The 17,063-nt window shown below is 34.7% G+C and carries 14 protein-coding genes and 1 other RNA gene; 8 read left to right on the forward strand and 7 right to left on the reverse strand.

Annotated elements, in window-relative coordinates:
* Positions 1 to 433 precede the first annotated feature (433 nt).
* The 3 genes from gcvT (at position 434) to J8281_RS15270 (ending at position 2,987) form a co-directional block, all read left to right on the forward strand.
* Entirely contained in the window at positions 434 to 1,516 is a 1,083-nt protein-coding gene (gene gcvT, locus J8281_RS15260; protein ID WP_210198516.1) for a glycine cleavage system aminomethyltransferase GcvT, read from the forward strand.
* A 185-nt stretch (positions 1,517 to 1,701) separates the two neighbouring features.
* Positions 1,702 to 2,517 (forward strand): sugar nucleotide-binding protein, encoded by an 816-nt coding sequence (locus J8281_RS15265; protein WP_210198517.1) that lies wholly within the window; start codon positions 1,702 to 1,704, stop codon positions 2,515 to 2,517.
* A gap of 56 nt (positions 2,518 to 2,573) precedes the next feature.
* Positions 2,574 to 2,987 (forward strand): thiol-disulfide oxidoreductase DCC family protein, encoded by a 414-nt coding sequence (locus J8281_RS15270; protein ID WP_210198518.1) that lies wholly within the window; start codon positions 2,574 to 2,576, stop codon positions 2,985 to 2,987.
* A 649-nt stretch (positions 2,988 to 3,636) separates the two neighbouring features.
* Here J8281_RS15270 and J8281_RS15275 read toward each other — a convergent pair.
* The 4 genes from J8281_RS15275 to aroC form a co-directional block, all read right to left on the reverse strand.
* Positions 3,637 to 4,050, reverse strand: a complete 414-nt coding sequence (locus J8281_RS15275) for a hypothetical protein (RefSeq protein WP_210198519.1) — start codon at positions 4,048 to 4,050, stop codon at positions 3,637 to 3,639.
* 106 nt (positions 4,051 to 4,156) lie between these two features.
* On the reverse strand, positions 4,157 to 5,599 hold the full coding sequence (locus J8281_RS15280; RefSeq protein WP_210198520.1) for an aminotransferase class I/II-fold pyridoxal phosphate-dependent enzyme: 1,443 nt from the start codon (positions 5,597 to 5,599) through the stop codon (positions 4,157 to 4,159).
* Between the two features lie 51 nt (positions 5,600 to 5,650).
* Positions 5,651 to 6,979 (reverse strand): dicarboxylate/amino acid:cation symporter, encoded by a 1,329-nt coding sequence (locus J8281_RS15285; protein ID WP_210198521.1) that lies wholly within the window; start codon positions 6,977 to 6,979, stop codon positions 5,651 to 5,653.
* A gap of 512 nt (positions 6,980 to 7,491) precedes the next feature.
* Positions 7,492 to 8,556: a chorismate synthase gene (aroC, locus tag J8281_RS15290; protein ID WP_210198522.1), complete on the reverse strand. Its 1,065-nt coding sequence runs from the start codon at positions 8,554 to 8,556 to the stop codon at positions 7,492 to 7,494.
* 202 nt (positions 8,557 to 8,758) lie between these two features.
* On the opposite strand from aroC, the gene J8281_RS15295 reads away from it, so the two are divergent.
* A complete protein-coding gene (locus J8281_RS15295; protein ID WP_210198523.1) occupies positions 8,759 to 9,601 on the forward strand; it encodes a UDP-2,3-diacylglucosamine diphosphatase in 843 nt (280 codons plus the stop codon).
* Here the strand turns inward: J8281_RS15295 and J8281_RS15300 are convergent.
* Positions 9,598 to 12,537, reverse strand: a complete 2,940-nt coding sequence (locus tag J8281_RS15300; protein WP_210198524.1) for an FAD-binding and (Fe-S)-binding domain-containing protein — start codon at positions 12,535 to 12,537, stop codon at positions 9,598 to 9,600. The two genes, J8281_RS15295 and J8281_RS15300, sit on opposite strands and share 4 nt — an antisense overlap.
* Positions 12,538 to 12,864: 327 nt before the next feature.
* Here J8281_RS15300 and J8281_RS15305 point away from each other — a divergent pair, with 327 nt between their 5' ends.
* Both J8281_RS15305 and J8281_RS15310 read left to right on the forward strand, forming a co-directional pair.
* Positions 12,865 to 13,677, forward strand: a complete 813-nt coding sequence (locus J8281_RS15305; protein WP_210198525.1) for a DUF1338 domain-containing protein — start codon at positions 12,865 to 12,867, stop codon at positions 13,675 to 13,677.
* 102 nt (positions 13,678 to 13,779) lie between these two features.
* Positions 13,780 to 14,286, forward strand: coding sequence for an outer membrane beta-barrel protein (locus J8281_RS15310; RefSeq protein ID WP_210198526.1), 507 nt, complete (start codon positions 13,780 to 13,782; stop codon positions 14,284 to 14,286).
* A 39-nt stretch (positions 14,287 to 14,325) separates the two neighbouring features.
* On the opposite strand, the gene bshA is transcribed toward J8281_RS15310, so the two are convergent.
* Together bshA and rnpB are read right to left on the reverse strand one after the other, a co-directional pair.
* On the reverse strand, positions 14,326 to 15,453 hold the full coding sequence (bshA, locus tag J8281_RS15315) for an N-acetyl-alpha-D-glucosaminyl L-malate synthase BshA (protein WP_210198527.1): 1,128 nt from the start codon (positions 15,451 to 15,453) through the stop codon (positions 14,326 to 14,328).
* A 105-nt stretch (positions 15,454 to 15,558) separates the two neighbouring features.
* Positions 15,559 to 15,869: RNase P RNA component class A (rnpB, locus tag J8281_RS15320), an RNA gene on the reverse strand.
* 389 nt (positions 15,870 to 16,258) lie between these two features.
* Here rnpB and J8281_RS15325 point away from each other — a divergent pair.
* A complete protein-coding gene (locus tag J8281_RS15325; RefSeq protein WP_210198528.1) occupies positions 16,259 to 16,516 on the forward strand; it encodes a hypothetical protein in 258 nt (85 codons plus the stop codon).
* Positions 16,516 to 16,806 carry a type II toxin-antitoxin system RelE/ParE family toxin gene (locus J8281_RS15330; RefSeq protein ID WP_210198529.1) on the forward strand — a complete coding sequence of 97 codons (291 nt, stop codon included), beginning with the start codon at positions 16,516 to 16,518 and terminating at the stop codon, positions 16,804 to 16,806. Before J8281_RS15325 ends, J8281_RS15330 begins: the two co-directional genes overlap by 1 nt.
* The last annotated feature ends 257 nt before the right edge of the window (positions 16,807 to 17,063 follow it).

Raw genomic sequence — 17,063 nt, forward strand, 5'->3', positions numbered from 1 at the left:
TTATGATTTCATTCGAAATTCTTGAACTTTACGTATTTTAACATAAATTCGATATATGAGTGCTTATCTTGTTTTAGATTGTATAGGCATTAAAATAGAATCAGTAAGCTTACAACAGTCATTACAAATGTGATATCTTATAATGGTACTTTCAAGTCATCTTCAGTGGATTTTACCCCTACTACTGTTGTTTCATTTTCAATTAATAGTTACGTAAATGCCATTACACATTTTATATCCTATGCTATACTTTATTAAAGAGGTATTGTGACATTCAACTCTTTTTAGAGTGTAAAATAAATAAACCATTGCATAATTTTCATCATGATTTTTATATAAAAATAATAATCCATATTATCGTAAAAACCATTGTAAACTTAATCAAAGTTTTTTACTTTCGGCATCAATTTGAAAACACTAAAATCATCTCACTATGCAAAATACGGCTTTAACACAAACGCACATTCAACTGGGAGCGAAAATGGTTCCTTTTGCAGGGTTTACTATGCCCGTCTCATATTTAGGAGTTACTGCAGAACACGAAACTGTGCGCAAAGGCGTAGGTGTTTTTGATGTTTCTCATATGGGTGAGTTCTTAATAACCGGTCCTACAGCGTTGGATTTGATACAAAAAGTCACTTCTAATGATGCTTCAAAATTAATCAATGGAAAAGCTCAATATAGCTGCCTACCCAATGATAAAGGAGGAATCGTTGACGATTTAATCGTTTACAAAATTGAAGAGGATAAATACCTATTGGTGGTAAATGCGTCTAATATTAAAAAAGATTGGGATTGGATACGTAGTCACAATACTATGAATGCGGATATGCGTGACTTATCTGATGAGTATTCTCTACTTGCTATCCAGGGTCCAAAAGCCGCAAAAGCAATGCAATCATTAACGTCTGTAGATCTTGAAGCTATGAAATTCTACACTTTTGAAGTCTCAGATTTTGCAGGAATTGAACACGTTATTATTTCTGCAACTGGATATACGGGTAGTGGTGGATTTGAAATTTATTGTAAGAATACTGAAGTAAAGCAAGTTTGGGATAAAGTTCTGGAAGCAGGAGCAGATTATGGAATACAACCTATAGGTTTGGCAGCCAGAGATACACTAAGGTTAGAAATGGGATATTGTCTTTATGGTAACGATATTAATGATACCACCTCTCCTATAGAGGCTGGATTAAGTTGGATTACAAAATTTTCTAAAGCGTTTATTAATTCCGAAGCTTTAAAAAAGGAAAAAGAAGAAGGACCTGAACGAAAACTAATTGGCTTCGAACTTAATGAACGAGGCATCCCACGTCACGATTACAATATTGTAAATGAAAATGGTCAGATTATAGGCGTCGTAACTTCGGGAACTATGTCACCTTCTTTAGGAAAAGGAATCGGTCTAGGTTATGTTCTGACAGAAATAGCGAAATCCGGGAATAAAATATATATTCAAGTACGAAAAAAATCAATTCCTGCTACAATTGTAAAATTGCCTTTCTACAAGGGATAAGAACATGAACAAACTTTTTCTAATTTGCTAAAAACATGCGGTTTTGCAATCGTACCATCTGGCATCTTCTTATCAGTCGGTCCTGCCTAAATCAAAAAAGTTTGAACCAGTTCTATAATAAAAAATAATAGGTTAAGTTTCAAGGATGCATATGTATAACTGAAACTAAATTTTTATACCATATTTTGAAAAGAATTTTAATCATAGGAGCTAGTGGTTTTGTGGGAAATGCTCTTTATAAAGAGCTAAACTCCTATTTTGACACCTACGGAACATATAAGACCGACAATACTTTCTATGAAAAGAATCAAAAATTTTTTCAATATGACATGGAACTCGAAGACATTTCCATTCTTTTGGATAACTTAAAACCTACCCTCATAATTTCAGCAATTCGAGGGAACTTTAATTCACAATTGGATGCCCACCAACGTATGATCTACTGGATACAAAAACATACCTGCAAACTCATATTTACATCTAGTGCTAATGTTTTTGATTATTTCAGCAATTATCCTTCCTACGAATTTGATAAAACATTAAGCGATAGCGTATACGGAAGATTCAAAATCAAGATTGAAAATGCTCTTATGCGCCTACCTTTACATAAATATGTAATTGCCCGAGTTCCTATGATTTTTGGCGCAATGACTCCCAGAGTACAAGAAATAAAAACTTGCTATGAGCTTAAAGCACCTATCGAAGTATTTCCAAACGTAATTATCAATACCACATCGATGGTTAAACTTTCTCAGCAGATTCATTATATCATTAATAGAAACAAGAAGGGAATCTTTCATTTAGGTAGTACTGATCTTATCTATCATTTTGATCTAATTCAAGAAATTTGCAGTATTCTCAATCTAGATGACCCCATTTTTAAACAAGTTTTTGATTCTAACAATGATAGGTATCTTGCTGTTTTGCCCAGGGATAACAAACTTCCGAAAAACCTTCAAATTACCACGCAACAAGTCATAGATTCTGTAATTTTGAAGTGATTCTTAAATAACTCTTAATTGCGTATTTAAAAAAATGAGTTCAGTATCTTTGTAATATGGTTGAAGAAGGAAAAAAAATAATCTTGTTTGATGGTGTTTGTAATTTATGTGATAGCGCTATAAATTTCGTAATTAAGCATGATAAAAATGATGTGTTTAGATATGCCTCTCTTCAAAGTGACATAGGAAAAAAATTAATTTCAGAAAGAAGTATTGATAGTGCTACAATAGATTCTATTATACTAATAGATCCCAAATTGGCATATTATCATAAATCAACAGCGGCTCTACAAATTACAAAACAATTATCAGGCATTTATCCGGTGTTTTCGGTATTTCTTATAGTTCCTAAGACCATAAGAGACTGGGTTTATGATTTTGTAGCTAAAAACAGGTATAAATGGTTTGGTAAAAAAGAAAGTTGTATGATTCCTACCCCAGAATTAAAAGCACTATTTATTGACCAATAATTGTTGGCTCTTTTCAATTTGATCCATATTATCTATATGAATATAACCTAGACAAATCATCGTAAAAAATAAAAGTATTGCTGGTATCAGTATTCTTTTCATTATTTTGGGTTTTAAGTTATTAAGGATCATTAATTTTTAATGATAACTCTCCAAAACTAATAAGACCTAGGGTTACAATCGGACTTCTTTACTATTCTCTTTAACTCTATTGCTAAATACTATAGTAACACTCATTTAGTATGAATTAGTGATCGAATCTAGTTCTGATCTTCATCTAACTTGCAAAACATGTGTAGAAGAATCCTTTATCTTGATTTCAGAATTTGTTTTACGTTGATGTTTTTTTCTTAACTCTTTGGATTGAGCATCCAGTTGATTAACATTATCGATGTGTATGATCCCCAGACATATGATTGCAAAAGTAATTAGAGCAATAGGTAGTAATAATTTTTTCATTTTTTTGATGTTAACTTGTGTGATTACTTAAGCTAAATCAATATAAAATCGTAAGTGTTTTTTATTTTGATTTAGCTATACATCAAAAATATAGATAAGAATAACACAATATTAGGGGAGTATAACTGATTTTCGATAGGGGAAATTACCCCTACTCTAATGTGTCAATCAAGAAAGATGAATAAACGTGCTAGCGTTGAAATATAAATTTCAGTCCGTCTTTAAATGATTCTGTAATATTAAATCCGTTCGCAGTACGTTCGAAATTACCTCGATTAATATCATCAAGAATAAATTCTTGATTACCTCTCACAGATATAATAGAATACCTATAGGTTCCTGTTGGCAATAGGTCTTGTATGGTACTATCATTATTATTATTTACAATAGTTACTGTATTACCTGTATCATTAAAACTCCACACCACTACTCCCCGATCAAAGTTATGATCAAGCCCTACAAATCCACCACTGACATTTATTAGATGCCATTGACCATTAAAATCAAGAATATTCGCATCGGGATTCATAGACGAATTATCGTCGTTACTACAACTTGATAATGTGTGTAGGGCAATACAAATTAATAGAAAAATGCGATTCATAAGAACTGAGTAATTATACTATTTAGCAGTATTATATTATATAACTACAAATGAATCATTTTGTTATGTTCTTTTCAAACAAAATTAGTAACATGATCGTATACTACTAAGATGCAACCAGCATTTCAATAAAATCTAATAGTGCAATAAGATCTGATTTTTGGGTCAAGGGATTCATTATAGATGTTCTTAAATACACATTTCCGTTAAGCCGGGTTTGTACAATATAAAATTTACCAGAGGTAACAATTTGTTCTCTTAGTTTAGAATTAAAGGCATTCAGATTTTCATCTTTCGCAGTAAGATACCTAAAATTAACAATATTTGCTTCAGGTTGTAATGCCAGTTCAAAATTTGGTCGTTGTTTTATGAGTTCAGCAAATAATGAAGCTAAATTATATAAGGTATCCACATTAAGTTCAAAAACTTCTTCACCATATGTTTTAAGGATAGCATATATTTTAATTGCCATCATCGATTTGGTACATTCAAAAGTCCTTTTTCCCGAGTGATACCATTCTGTTGTATGCTGCGAATCCCATAAATATTGCGCTTTTTGTTCAAATGTTTTATAAGCATCCTCAGATCTCTTGAAAATAAGCCCTGTATTTAATGAAGGAACCATTAACATTTTATGAAAATCGATGACTACAGAGTCAGCACGCGATATCCCATGAACCAAATGTTGGTATTGATTAGAAAATAGTACAGCTCCGCCATGCGCCCCATCAACATGAAACCAAAGTTGATATTTTTCTGCAAAATCGGCTAGAGCATTTAAGTTATCATAAGATCCTGTCGAGGTTGAACAAGAGCATCCTACGATTGCGATAACTGTAAATCCATCTGACTTTGCCTGTTGATAATAGGTGTCGAGTATTTTAGTATCTATCCGAAAATGATCATCGACAGGAATCTTGATAATACCATCACTACCCATCCCGAGAATTCTCGCAGCTCGATCTATACAATAATGTGCTTCTTCAGACACCAGGACTGCCAATTTCTCCTGATGGCCATCTTCCCAAATCGCAGAGGGTGCTTTAGCCTTTCTGGCCGCTAAAAGAGCGGTGAGATTAGCTAATGTACCTCCAGAGGTTAAAAAACCCGAAGCTTGCGTGTTGTACCCAATTCTTTTTGCTACTAGATCGGTGATAATTTTTTCTATGGCGTTCGATGCCATCCCCATTTCATAAACTCCTGTTCCATTACTTAATGTATCAGACATAAGTCCTGCGATTCCAGAGACTAGTGCTGGCACAGAAACTTGATGCCCGATATAGCGAGGGTGATGAACGCTAATAGAATGGTCTAGAATATTTCTAAATACTTCTGAAATAGTTGAATTTGAAGAAAAATCTTGTTTCCAAAACTCTAATTCTTTTTCCGGATCCTGATAATTAAGAACAGGATGATTTATGTCTGTTTGCACCTTTTCTATATGATCTGCAATCATATCTACCACTTGATGCCCCAATTTTCTGAAGCTAGTGGAATCATATACATCGTGTAGTACTTTTTTTATTTCCTTTTCTTTGTGTTGATGCATTAGTGAAATGACCTATTTATGATGTAATATATAGTGTAGTCTTCTTATTTCTTACTTCACTTCCTCATAGTGATCATCCCATTCTTTAACATGAGGTTCACCTAGTTTTCCTACAGATTTTGCTACGATCATAGACACAGTTGCATCTCCGGTTACGTTAATTACTGTTCGCATCATATCCAAAGGTCTGTCTACTGCAAAAATCAAAGCAAGCCCTATAGGTAATTTATCAGAAGGAAAGCCAATGGCTTCTAAAACAATCACCAGCATTACCATTCCTGCACCCGGTACCGCAGCAGAGCCTATTGAAGCTAATAGAGCGGTTAACACTATGGTAATTTGATTACTAAATGTTAATCCCTCTGGCCATAATACCTGCATAATAAATACCGATGCTACCGCTTGATAGAGACTAGTACCATCCATATTAATCGTTGCACCTACGGGCAATACAAAACTCGATACTTCTTTATCTACTCCAATATGCTCTTCAACTCTTTCCATAGTAACAGGCAGGGTCGCCGCACTAGAACTTGTAGAAAATGCTAATAATTGCGCAGGACTTATCTGTTTTAAAAACCAAAATGGTGATTTTTTAGTGATTGCTGAAACGAGTAAACAATAAAAAACAATCATTAGTAATAATCCCGTTAATACAACAGCAGCATATTTTAGTAAGGCTAACAAAATATCAGGATCATCAGAAGTTACTACTACATTAGCCAACAGTGCAAATACGGCATATGGAGCAGTTAACATAATGAGATCTACCATCTTAAGAACAACTTCATTAAGACTATCAAAAAAGTGTTTTAAAGGTTCTGCCTGCGTTGGATTAATAAGAAGCATGCTAATACCCAAAAATATAGCAAAAAATATGACTTGCAGCATCAACTTATTGTCACTCATGGCGGCAACTGCATTTTGGGGAACCATATCTACTATAAATTGCAGCGGACCGCTTTCCTTTTGTCTACCAGCTTCATTGATACGTTCTGTAATTTTAGCGTTATTAGCATATTCTGAGGTCAATTTATCTATGGTCTCTGTTGTGATTCCGTTACCAGGTTTGGTCACATTTACTATCAGTAATCCTATAGTAATGGCTATTATCGTAGTGATGATGTAAATACCAATAGTTCGCCCTCCTATAGTTTTGAATTTTGAAATATCTTTGAGGTCTGAAATTCCTTTGATCAAAGAAGCCAGTATCAACGGAACAGCAATAAGCTTTAATAAATTCACGAAAATCGTACCTAGTGGTGCAATCCAGTCACCGGTAAATTCTTTTCCCCAGGAAACGGTGGTCATTAAAAATCCAAATACGATGCCCAGTAGCATTCCGATCATGATCTTCCAATGTAACGCAATTTTTTTCATGTGAATGTTTAAAATTTTTAGCCTAAAGGCTTCGAAGATATAAATTAAAAATAAAAAAACGATAACACTTTTAGTATATATACATGTAAGCGTTTCATCTGAACGTTATTGAAAATTTGAGTTTTAAGACATGATTTTTGGCGAGTGTATTATAGTAGCATAGCCATACTAGAGTACCGTAAACGTGATCTGTCAAGGTTTGAGAGTGTTTTGGGCAGTTTTAAGCTTATTTCTTTGGAAACTCTGAAACTCAAAGACTCAAAGGCTCAAAGACTCAAAAACTTTGAAACTCTGAAACTCCAAAACTCCAAAACTCCAAAACTCCAAAACTCCAAAACTCCAAAACTCCAAAACTCCAAAACTCCAAAACTCCAAAACTCCAAAACTCCAAAACTCTGAAACTCAAAAACTCTGAAACTCTGAAACTCTGAAACTCTGAAACTCAAAAACTCAAAACTCAAAAACTCAAAAACTCAAAAACTCAAAAACTCCAAAACCAAATAAGCCCACTCCTACTTCTTAACCGTTCTGTTTAGTAACCAATTATCAACTACAACCAATGCAGCCATAGCTTCTACAATAGGAACTGCTCTGGGTACTACACAAGGGTCGTGTCTTCCTTTACCTTGCATAGTGACAGTATTACCTTTGTTATCAATTGTTTCTTGATCTTGCATAATCGTAGCTACAGGTTTGAATGCGACATTGAAATAAATATCCATTCCGTTAGAGATCCCTCCTTGAATACCTCCGGACAGATTGGTTTGTGTAGAGCCATCGGCATTGAATAAATCATTATGTTGACTCCCTTTTAGCATTGCACCTTTGAATCCACTGCCATATTCGAATCCCTTAACAGCATTAATTGAAAGCATGGCTTTACCCAATTCTGCATGAAGCTTATCAAATACGGGTTCTCCCAAACCAATTGGCATACCGCTAATAACACAACTTACTACACCTCCTACGGTATCTCCTTCTTTTCGTATTTGTTTAATGTACTGTTCCATTTGACGTGCCATATCCGGATCTGGACAACGCACTGCATTATCTTCGGTAAGAGAAAAGTCTAGTTCGGTGTGTGTCTTTTGTAGTTGAAGCGTACCTACGCTGCTTACATAAGCATTTATTTTGATATCAGGCAAAACCTGTTTGGCAATTGCTCCTGCAACTACTCGGCTAGCAGTCTCTCGAGCCGATGATCTTCCTCCACCTCTGTAATCACGAATGCCGTATTTTTGGTCATAGGTATAATCGGCATGCGAAGGCCGATAAGAATCTTTGATATGAGAATAATCTTTTGATTTTTGATTAGCATTTTGGATAACAAATCCAATGGGGGTTCCCGTTGTTTTGCTTTCAAAAATACCAGAATAAAATGCTACGGTATCTGGCTCTTTTCGCTGGGTTACAATCGCTGATTGACCAGGTTTACGACGATCCAGTTCTTGTTGAATAGCATCCAAATCAAGTTCGATTCCTGCCGGACATCCATCGATAATTCCGCCAATGGCTACACCATGAGATTCACCAAACGTAGAAAGTTTAAATAGTTTTCCAAATGAGTTTCCGGCCATAAATTATAAATTTTCACAAATGTAATTGTTCCAATCCAAAAAGATCATAGAAAAATGTATATTATTACGCTACTAATCCATTGTAGATTTTGAAAGAACGAGTAACGTAAAGCGTCAATTCGAAATAGATAACAATCTTATCATATTAACTTAACAAATTTTTTAAAATTGAATAGTTTATTTGTAAGGCCAAGTATCATCTATGAAAAAGAGAATTGTCGATCTTGTGGTTATATCAGATGTTCATTTAGGAACTTATGGTTGTCAAGCCAAAGAACTACTTCAATACCTAAATAGTATTAAACCGAAAAAAATTATCTTAAACGGCGATATTATTGACATTTGGCAATTCAGGAAACGTTATTTTCCCAAATCACATTTAAAAGTGATCAAAAAGATCATATCTTTTGCTGCTAAAGGTACCGAAGTTATTTACATCACTGGAAACCATGATGAAATGCTTAGAAAATTTAGTGATACCCAAATTGGGGATTTTAAATTGGTAGACAAACTGGTTCTGAAGCTTGACGGAAAAAAGGCGTGGTTTTTTCATGGTGATGTTTTTGATGCTTCTATTCAAAATGCAAAATGGCTTGCAAAATTAGGTGGATGGGGATATGATATGCTTATTGTATGTAATCAAGTTATGAATTGGGTTCTCATACGTTTGGGTAAAGAAAAATTTTCATTGTCAAAAACTATAAAAAATAGCGTAAAAAAAGCTGTAAAATACATTAGTGATTTTGAAGACGTTGCTGCAGAGTTGGCTATTGAAAATAACTATCAATATGTAGTTTGCGGACATATACACCAACCACAAATGCGAAAGTTTACTAGTAAAAAGGGATCATGCGTTTACCTAAATTCTGGTGATTGGATCGAAAATTTAACTTCGTTAGAGTATCATGACAAAAAGTGGAAATTAGTTCATTATCAAGAAGAACAGTTTGCCACGAAAACAGATGTACAAGATGATTTGAAGGATATAGATCATCTAGAATCAGAAATACTAGTAGCTACCATTCAACAAATAGTAAAAGATTAATGTTGTTCTGTTTCATCGCATAGCGCATTTCTAAGAATACTGGCAGGATGCAACGCCTGGCGTTTGGTTCCGTCCCAAATTTGATGCCTGCAACTGGTTCCTACAGCAGCAATCAAAGTGTCGTAGCTTGCTTTTCGAACAGCCGGGAATAAGGTTTGCTCCCCCACTTTCATACTAAGGTCATAATGCTCTTTTTCATAACCAAATGATCCTGCCATACCGCAGCAACCCGAGGGAATAATGGTAACTTTAAAATTATCGGGGAGATTTAATATCGTAAAACTATGATGTATGTTAGAAAGTACCTTTTGATGACAGTGACCATGCAATTTTATAGTAGCAGCTTTCGTGGTAAACTGATTAGACGTTATGACACCTCTAGAAATCTCAGAAGAAATAAATTCGTCTAGCATGAAGGTGTTTTTTGCTAATGATATAGCAAGTTCCTTATGATCTGAAAGTCTTGAATACTCATCTCTAAAAGTTAAAATAGCTGAAGGCTCAAGACCAATAAGCGGACTTTCATTTGTAACTATATCTGAAAAAATAGTAACATTATGATTTGCTATTTGCTTGGCTTGCTCTAGCAAACCTTTAGATATAAAAGATCTACCGCTTTCTTTATGATGCACTACGCGAACTTCATAATTTAACTTTGTTAATAGTGTAATAGCATCAATTCCTATACCAGTATCCAAATGATTAGTGAACTCATCTATAAAAAAGTAAATACTTCGAATCGGTCTTTTTGGTTGTATGCTTTCGAGGTTTTTGCTACACCAGGTTTCTAAAGATTGCTTGCTTAAACGAGGGAGAGTTCTATGTTTGGATATCGAAAAAACCGTTTTAATAAGGCTAGAAGTGAGTTTATTCCCAAGCATAAAGTTGGTAAGGCTTACTGCATTTCTTCCCAGCTCGTTTAATTTTGTATTGTAGGCAAAGAGTTTTGTTCTTAATGAAACTCCGTTTTCTTTTTGATATTGATACTCAAACTCTGCTTTTAATGAGGCTACATCTACTGTAGAAGGACATTCACTAGCACATCCCTTACAACTAAGACAAAGATCAAAAACTTCTTTAAGCTCTTTATGATTAAACTTATTTATTTTATCACTAGTGGTTAAGAACTCGCGCAATGCATTTGCTCTACCTCTTGTAGTATCTTTTTCTTGTTTGGTGACTCTATAACTAGGGCACATGGTACCCCCGGCTTCTACTGATTTTCGGCAATCTCCACTCCCGTTACATTTTTCGGCAGCTCGAAGAATTCCTAAAGAATCGGTAAAATCGAAAAGAGTAGTAATTTCAGGTTCTTTGCGATCTATCTCATAGCGCAGTTTTTGATCCATAGGAAAGGCATCTACAATTTTACCTGGATTTAAAATACATTGGGGGTCAAAAGTGTTTTTAAGACGTTTGAGAATTTCATAATTTTTTTCTCCGATCATTAGCGGAATGTAACGGGCTCGAACGATACCATCCCCATGTTCGCCACTCATAGAACCACGGTATTTTTTAACTAAAGCAGCAACATCATCGGTAATTTTCTTAAAAAGCACTACATCTTCATTCTTTTTCAGATTTAAAATAGGCCGAAGATGAATTTCTCCGGCTCCGGCATGGGCATAATATACCGATTGTTGTTGATGTTTTTCCATCAAAACGGTAAACTCGGCAATATAATCAGCCAAATCAGATATAGCCACCGCTGTATCTTCGATACAAGCCACTGCTTTCTTGTCACCCACAATGTTTCCTAATAAACCTAAGCCTGCTTTGCGCAGTTCTAACGCTTGATTGATCTCTTTATGTTGCAGTATCGGGTTTGCATAACTAGAAGTAAAATTATTCAATGTTTCTAATACTTCATGTTGCTGATGCTTAAGTTCCTTAATCGTATCACTTCGCAACTCTAATAGCAGAATAGCCATAGGATCATCAACAATAAAGAAGCGATTTTTAGCCTGCTCCAAATTATTTTTGGTACAATCTAATATGGTTTTATCCATCATTTCGCAAGTGAACAAATTATGCTTCATCAAAGGTGCAACAGCATTCATACAATCATCGATAGTAGCAAAATGTGCTGCAATCATGAGAGTTTCTGTAGGAGGTAATTCGTCTAATTGTACTGTAATTTGCGTTGTAAATGCCAAGGTTCCTTCGCTACCCGTTAATAACTTGCACATATTGAAAGGTTCACTATTAGTAGCAAACACTTCATTATCAATTAATTCATCAATGGCATATCCCGTGTTACGACGATGTATTTCTGGTTTTGGAAAACTATCCAGGATATGTTGTTGTACTTCTTCTGAAGAAAATTCATTAGCTATGTATTGATAGATTTTACCTTCGAGTGTAGGCAGTGCTTTCTTTTTATGAAACGCTGTTGCAGAAATTTCAGAAAAAACGACATCACTTCCGTCAGACAAAATAGTATGTAGTTCTAAAACTTTGTCTCGAGTGACCCCATATTGTATCGATGTTGTTCCGCTACTATTATTACCTACCATACCACCAATCATACATCGATTAGAAGTAGATGTGTTAGGACCAAAAAACAGACCATAAGGTTTTACATATCGATTAAGATCATCGCGAATAACTCCAGGTTGTACAACAGCCGTCTTTTTTTCTGGATCTACTGCAAGAATTTTAGTAAAATATCTCGATACGTCGACTACAATACCATCACCTACACACTGACCAGCAAGCGAAGTCCCGGCAGTTCTTGGGATGAGACCTATAGTATTTTCAGAAGCGAATTTTATCAATATTTTAACATCCTGATCAGATTTGGGAAATGCGACAGCCAAGGGTATGCTGCGATATACAGAAGCATCTGTGGCATATAAAGCCTTACTAAGATCATCATAACAAAGTTCTCCTTCTAGTTGTTGATTTAGTATTTCTAATGCTTTTCTATTCTTCATGATTTTATCGTGTTACAGTACCATCCTATGAAACTTGTCGCTTAAAAATGAGTATCAAAACAAATAAAGCGATCTGTTCCTGCCACACCTTCCCCACTGTAGGATTGCTAATTTATACTCAACTTAATGTCAAAATATACCGACACGTTGTCAAAACTAGTAATTTTACAATGAATTGGTTTAAACTTTTTTGATTTAGGTGCAAAAACGGCATTTTTTTAGCAAATTGAAAAAAGTTTAAACCAGTTCAATATATTATCTTGTATAACGTATACAATAATTAGGATTGTGAAAATTTTGTTTTATTAATTAAAAATACTGTAAAATATGAAAATAGCTACTACTGATTTGTTTCAGGAATTATGGAAGCAATATGTAAAAAAGACACCCTCTGCCTTAAAGGTAAAAAAGATGTTTGAAGAAAAAGGAGAAACTGTACAAAACGACCATATTGCCATACGTACCTTTAATGATCCAAGAGTAGGTATTGATGTTCTCGCTCAACCTTTTTTGGCCATAGGTTATGTACCAAAAGGCGAATATCATTTTAAAAAAAAGAAACTGTACGCGAAACATTTTGAACATCAAACGGATGCTTATGCACCAAAAATTTTCATTAGTGAATTACTAGTTGAAAAATTTTCTGAAGAACTTCAAAAACACGTTCATTTGATTTTGGATGAAGTCGATCCTCAACTATTTGAGGATGAGAAGCTGATTTTAAAAGGTCGCGTTTGGGCAACTCCTTCACTTCAGGTATATGAAAAACTTTTACAGGAATCTGAGTATGCCGCCTGGATGTATGTTAACGGTTTTTGTTCTAATCATTTTACCATAAACATTAATTCTTTAAAGTCATTCAAATCGCTACAAGAAGTAAATGATTTCTTGAAGTCGAATGATTTTAAAATGAATTCTTCTGGTGGTGAAATAAAAGGGAGTCCGTCTTTACTTTTAGAGCAATCGAGTATTTTGGCTGATACCGTGACTGTAAAATTCAAAGAAAGTGTTAAAGAAATCACCTCATGTTATTATGAATTTGCGTTTCGTTACAAAAAACCGGATGGTACTCTTTTTAATGGGTTTATAGCCGATTCAGCCGATAAAATATTCGAAAGTACAGATATGAAATCACGATAGAAGAATAGAATATTAACAAAAATTTAAGATTGCAATTGGCATAATACAACATTTGTCACGTTATATTCGACGCGTTTAAACAACGAAACCAAATTTATTATTATGAAAAAACAAATTTTAATTATTGTAGTTTTCTTTATTGCGTTTACAGGGATTACAGAAGCACAAGAAAGTTTGTCTAAGAATGCAATTGGTCTTAGATTAGGTGATAAAGACGATACGGGACTTGGTCTAGAAGCAACTTATCAACGTATGGTAAGTAGCGACAACCGTATCGAATTAGATTTTGGATGGCGCAGTGAAGATGAAGGAGGCTTAGATTTTGATCTTTATAAACTGACGGGATTATATCACTGGGTATTCGGGATTAATAAAGGGCTATATTGGTATGTAGGTCCAGGTGCCTCATTAAGATATCTTACTTTTGATTCTGACTTTACTGAAAGCGACAGCGAGTTTGATCTTTTTATAGCAGGTACTGTAGGAATTGAGTATAACTTTGCCATCCCTCTGCAGTTATCTTTTGATATTCGACCAGAATTTGGTGTTACTGATAATACTGATGATCTTGAAATTGACTGGGGATTATCTGTTAGATATAAGTTCTAAGTAAGTTAGACACTCTTTTTTAGATATATAGAATCGTTCCTAAGTTATTGCTAACGCACTTTCGTATAAAGCAATATATTTAGGAACGATTACATTTACATCAAATTTTTGTGCCTCGTGATACGCATTTTGTTTGAATTTTTCCAGTGTGTAGTCATCCTTAAGGATCTCGATTGCATTTTTAGACATATCGTCAATATCGCCTACTTCACTTAAAAATCCAGAGATTCCGTGATTGTTTACTTCAGGAATTCCACCGGCATTGCTCGATATAACAGGAACTTTATTGACCATGGCTTCGAGAGCAGCTAAACCAAAGCTTTCTCTTTCTGAAGGAAGTAAAAATAAATCTGAAAAACATAGGATTTTATCGACTTCATTACTATTTCCGAAGAAAATAACTTTATCCTTTATCCCCAATTCTTTACATTTTTCTTCAGCCGGTTTGCGCTCTGGCCCCTCTCCTATCATTAATAACTTAGCCGGCATTCTTTTTTGTATCGTATCGAAAATAGCAATAATGTCTTGTATTCGTTTCACCGCTCTAAAATTGCTAATATGTGTTACGATACGTTCTTCTGGTGTGGCCATAAGCTCTCTCTGACAATCGGTAAAATCAGTTTTTTGATGACTTACATCTATAAAATTGGGAACTACCTGTATCTCTTTTCGAATTCGGAATAATCGTAAGGTGTCTTCTTTCAAATTTTGAGACACTGAGGTTACAATATCACTATTATTAATACTAAAGGTTACTGCCGGTTTGTAATAAGGGTGATTCCCCACTAAAGTGATATCGGTACCATGAAGTGTGGTCACCATAGGAATATGTATTCCCTCTTCTTCTAACATTTTTTTTGCCATATATCCTGCATATGCATGCGGGATGGCATAGTGTACATGCAATACGTCTATCTTATATTTTTTAATCATACCTACTAGCTTGCTCGACAAGGCAAGTTCATATGGCTGATAAAGAAACAAAGGATACGTAGGAACGTTTACTTCATGAAAATGAATATTGGGATTCAACAAGTCTAGTCGAACCGGTTGTTTGTATGTTATAAAATGTACTTCATGATCTAATTTGGCGAGAGCAATCCCGAGTTCGGTGGCGACTACACCACTACCCCCAAAAGTAGGGTAACAAACAATAGCAATTTTCATGATATTCGTTTTCTTTTGGGCACAAGGTACAAGAAAATTGAGAGTAAAATTTGATGGGGTTTAAACTTTTTTATCAAATTAGTAAGTCTACACTATCTATCTATTTAAAAAAGCAGATCATAAGCCGGATTCTGTTTCCTGAGATACCACGATTTCAAGACCCTTATCATTTATCTAGGTTAGCAATTACTTACTAGCTCTAACCGCCTACCCTCCAACATTGGGCGCGCAACCCTCTAAAGCTGGTTTACATGGCGTTGCACCGTATAGAGTTTACCTGGTTTCACTACAGCATTACCTGTACATACTTTCTGTTGCACTTGTCCTCGTCTTGCGACGGACGGGCGTTACCCGCTATACTGCGCTACGGTGTCCGGACTTTCCTCGACCAAAGCCGCGATAAGGTGATCTGCTTGGTGTAAAAGTATTATAATAATTGTATTAGATGATTAGACTTGCCATATTTTAACAGATAATGTAGACAACATTGTAAAAACACTTATTTTATCTATACTTTTGTAGTAGTATTATTTTATAATATTATAGTTTTATGATAAAATTATCATGAAAGCATTTGGTGAAAGATTATCTAGTAATCAAAATGAAAAAAAGTTTTCTTAAGAAGAATTGGGGAAAATGATCAGTATGGATAAGAAGATTGTCTCCCGGTATGAGAACAATAAAACAGTACCTGTAGCTACTACCGTTCACTATAAGATAAATTAAGCTTTGTTGCTTACTATAAATACTTTTTTAAAGGATTTTAAAACCAAAAGAGCTTACGCTTCTTAAAAATTTAAAAATTATGGATTTACAATATATATCAGATAGCAATGGGACACCGAAAAGTGTAATTATACCCATAGAAGACTGGAATAGAATTAAAGAAAAATATAGGGGTTTAGAAAAAGATTTACAGCAAGATGTCTATATCCTTTCTGACACGCAGGAAAAAGCTATTGACAAGGCCTTAGAATCGGTTAAAAAAGATGGAGGAATGTCCCACGAAGAAGTAATGAAAGAGACCAGAAAACGATTTCCTCAACTATTCAAAAACAGGTAATGACAGCAATTATTTGGTCTAGCCAAGCCAGTTTGGAGTACTGGAACAATATCAATTACTTACTTGAAGAATGGACCATTAAAGATGCTGCTGCTTTTGTGGACAAAGTAGAAGAACTCATCGAGCAGGTAAAAACTGGCAACATTATCTTTAAACCCACTAATCGTGAAGATATCTATCATGTAGTGGTCGTAAAACAAATTACCCTGTTCTATGAAGTACAAGCCGATACCATTACATTGCTACGCTTTTGGAACAATTATCAAGACCCGCAAAAATTGACTTTTTAAAAAACAAAAACTGCAACCTATATCAATTATATGTCGTGGCTGTTGTAACTACATTTTTATCACTCTTACCTTGCCAAGCTGTACCGCCACTAGTTTTGAAAACTAGCGGTAGCCCATACTAGTGGCATCAGGGGGCAATGAAACAAAGCTCTGACAACTGGAACCAGCGGTAAAAACAAAACCACGACCTATTTCATAAATAGATTATGAATATTTCTATAATATTTCTTACTCTTGCCGCCCATTTTTGACGGCAT

Source organism: Aquimarina sp. U1-2, from assembly GCF_017897595.1.
In the GTDB taxonomy this organism is placed as follows: Bacteria; Bacteroidota; Bacteroidia; order Flavobacteriales; family Flavobacteriaceae; genus Aquimarina.

What these genes read in the sequence shown, in the direction of transcription:
- gcvT (WP_210198516.1), top strand. Translation starts at nt 434, where the DNA reads ATGCAAAATACGGCTTTAACACAAACGCACATTCAACTGGGAGCGAAA.
- J8281_RS15270 (WP_210198518.1), top strand. Translation starts at nt 2,574, where the DNA reads ATGGTTGAAGAAGGAAAAAAAATAATCTTGTTTGATGGTGTTTGTAAT.
- J8281_RS15275 (WP_210198519.1), bottom strand. Translation starts at nt 4,050, where the DNA reads ATGAATCGCATTTTTCTATTAATTTGTATTGCCCTACACACATTATCA.
- J8281_RS15280 (WP_210198520.1), bottom strand. Translation starts at nt 5,599, where the DNA reads ATGCATCAACACAAAGAAAAGGAAATAAAAAAAGTACTACACGATGTA.
- J8281_RS15285 (WP_210198521.1), bottom strand. Translation starts at nt 6,979, where the DNA reads ATGAAAAAAATTGCGTTACATTGGAAGATCATGATCGGAATGCTACTG.
- aroC (WP_210198522.1), bottom strand. Translation starts at nt 8,556, where the DNA reads ATGGCCGGAAACTCATTTGGAAAACTATTTAAACTTTCTACGTTTGGT.
- J8281_RS15295 (WP_210198523.1), top strand. Translation starts at nt 8,759, where the DNA reads ATGAAAAAGAGAATTGTCGATCTTGTGGTTATATCAGATGTTCATTTA.
- J8281_RS15300 (WP_210198524.1), bottom strand. Translation starts at nt 12,537, where the DNA reads ATGAAGAATAGAAAAGCATTAGAAATACTAAATCAACAACTAGAAGGA.
- J8281_RS15305 (WP_210198525.1), top strand. Translation starts at nt 12,865, where the DNA reads ATGAAAATAGCTACTACTGATTTGTTTCAGGAATTATGGAAGCAATAT.
- J8281_RS15310 (WP_210198526.1), top strand. Translation starts at nt 13,780, where the DNA reads ATGAAAAAACAAATTTTAATTATTGTAGTTTTCTTTATTGCGTTTACA.
- bshA (WP_210198527.1), bottom strand. Translation starts at nt 15,453, where the DNA reads ATGAAAATTGCTATTGTTTGTTACCCTACTTTTGGGGGTAGTGGTGTA.
- J8281_RS15325 (WP_210198528.1), top strand. Translation starts at nt 16,259, where the DNA reads ATGGATTTACAATATATATCAGATAGCAATGGGACACCGAAAAGTGTA.
- J8281_RS15330 (WP_210198529.1), top strand. Translation starts at nt 16,516, where the DNA reads ATGACAGCAATTATTTGGTCTAGCCAAGCCAGTTTGGAGTACTGGAAC.